This window comes from Dietzia sp. SLG310A2-38A2, from assembly GCF_014145095.1.
In the GTDB taxonomy this organism is placed as follows: Bacteria; Actinomycetota; Actinomycetes; order Mycobacteriales; family Mycobacteriaceae; genus Dietzia.
The window spans coordinates 1-2,365 of record NZ_JAALDX010000215.1 but is presented as its reverse complement, the minus strand read 5'-3'; the positions used below and the strand labels follow the sequence as shown (position 1 = coordinate 2,365).

1 protein-coding gene is annotated in these 2,365 nt (G+C 70.4%); it reads left to right on the top strand.

All coding sequences use genetic code 11. The annotated features are described in order from the left end of the window. Positions 1 to 2,193: serine/threonine protein kinase (locus G6027_RS08125; RefSeq protein WP_182636728.1), on the top strand; the 2,193-nt coding region annotated here is incomplete at its 5' end. Positions 2,194 to 2,365 lie beyond the last annotated feature (172 nt).

Below are 2,365 nucleotides of genomic sequence, written 5' to 3'. Positions count from 1 at the left end.
GACGCGGGTGCCGTCACCGGACCCGTCGCCACCGGGGACGCCACCGACGACCCCGAGTCGCGCACCCGATCGGTCCCCGCGGAGCGGCCCTCCGCCCGGACCGGCGAGGTCGCCACCGGTGACCGCGCCAGTTCGGCACCGTTCAGGATGCGTCAGCCCAGCAAGCCCGAGGACCGGCCGAGTCCGGCGTCCGAGGGGCTGGTGGACCTGCCGTACATCATCCCGGTGGACCCCAACTCGGCCATGCTCTCGCCGGAGGAGATCGAGACGGAGTGCGAGGCCTCCGACGGCCGTCTCCCTCGGCCCGAGCTCCGACCCGGCGACGTGGTGGCCGACCAGTACGAGGTCCGCGGCGCGCTCGCCCACGGCGGGATGGGCTGGATCTACCTCGCGGTGGACCACAACGTGTCCGACCGGTGGGTGGTGCTCAAGGGCCTGCTCCACGCCGACCAGGCGGAGGCGCAGGAGGTGGCGGTAGCCGAGCGGGAGATCCTGGCCGAGCTCTCCCACCCGTCGATCGTGCGGATCTACAACTTCATCCACGACGACTGGGCCACCTCGCCCACGCACGGCGGGTACATCGTCATGGAGTACGTCGGCGGCCCCAGCCTGCGGGACGTGCGGAGGTCGGCGCCCGGCCGGGTCCTGCCCGTGGAGAAGGCGATCGCGTACGTCCTCGAGGCCCTCACAGCGCTGTCCTACCTGCACTCCGTGGGATTGGTCTACAACGACCTCAAGCCCGAGAACATCATGCTCACCGAGGACCACGTCAAGCTCATCGACATGGGCGCCGTCTCGGGCGTGGGCGACTACGGGCACATCTACGGCACTCCGGGCTTCCAGGCGCCGGAGATCCCCGTGACCGGCCCCACCATCGCCTCCGACCTCTACACGGTGGGACGCACCCTGGCCTCACTGATCGTCCGACTCCCGGTGGTCGACGGCCGCTACGCCGACGGGATCCCCTCCCCCGTCGAGGAACCGGTGTTCAGCCGGTACGACTCGCTCTACCGGTTCCTGCTGCGCTCCACCAACGAGGACCCGAGCATGCGGTTCCGTAGCGCCAACGGGATGGCCGGCCAGCTCATGGGTGTGCTGCGTGAGGTGCTGGCGCTCCGCACCGGGATCCCGCACCCCGCGTTCTCCTCGGTGTTCTCGCCGCAACGCTCCACGTTCGGCACCCTGTTCACGGTGGAGCCGACCGACTTCCTCGTCGACGGCCACGCCCGCGACACGACCCTGACCGGCGCCGAACTCGTCGACGCCCTGCCCGTGCCGCTGATGGAGTCCTCCGATCCCGCCGGACGCATCCTGGCCGCCACCTCGTACACCTCCGTCGAGCAGCGGATCGACACACTCCGTGAGCTGTACTCCGACTCCGAATCCGAGGCACACGAGAGCGTAGGCGTGATCATGTCGCTGGCCCGCGCGTACCTCGAGAGCGGCGACCTCCCTTCGGCCGAGGCGCTGCTCGAGGAGAACGCCCACCGACTTCGCTCGGAATGGCGCCTGGCCTGGTACGTCGGGGTGATCGCCCTGCTCAAGGGAGATCCCGTGGGCGCGTATCCGAAGTTCCAGCAGGTGTTGTCGGCCATGCCGGGTGAGAACGGCCCCAAGTTGGCGCTCGCCGCCACGGCGGAACTCATCCTCGACGTGTGCCCGGAGGGCGACAGGACCCGCTGGGCGCGCTCGAGCGAGCACTTCTACCGCACCGTGTGGTCGGTGGACCGGGCGGCGGTCAGCTCCGCGTTCGGACTGGCGCGTCAACTCCAGCGGCGCGGGGAGGTGTCGGCCGCGATCGAGGAACTGGACCGGGTCCCGCCCAATTCGCGCTATTCGGCGCTGGCCAACCTCACGGCGATCCTGCTGCTGTGCCAGGGGCGGCCCCTGCAGGAGACCGAGGAATCACACCTTCGGGAGGCCGCGCGCCGGGTCACCAACCTGTCCGCCGGCGAGCACCGGGCGTTCCAGATCCGATTGACCGTGCTGACCACCGCGCTCGCCTGGATCCAGCTTCCCGGCAACGAGCCCTCACCCTCACCGTTGATGCGCGGGGTGCCGTTCACCGAGTTCGGTCTGAGGACGGGCGCCGAAACCGTGTTGCGGACCCTGGCGCGGTCCACCGAGACCCGACAGCAGCGCTTCCGGCTGGTGGACCAGGCCAACAGCATCCGGCCGCGTACCTTGTTCTGACAGATCCGGGCGCCGGGTGCTCAGCCCTCGGGGTCGTCGCGCCGCCGGGTGGCCAGCAGGATCAGGGTCACCCCGGCCGCGGCGGCGGTGAGCGCCCACAGCAGCAGGTCGGTTGCCCCCACGCCCGTCTCCGCCAGAGATCCGCGCACCTGCGAGTTGGCGCGTGCCCACT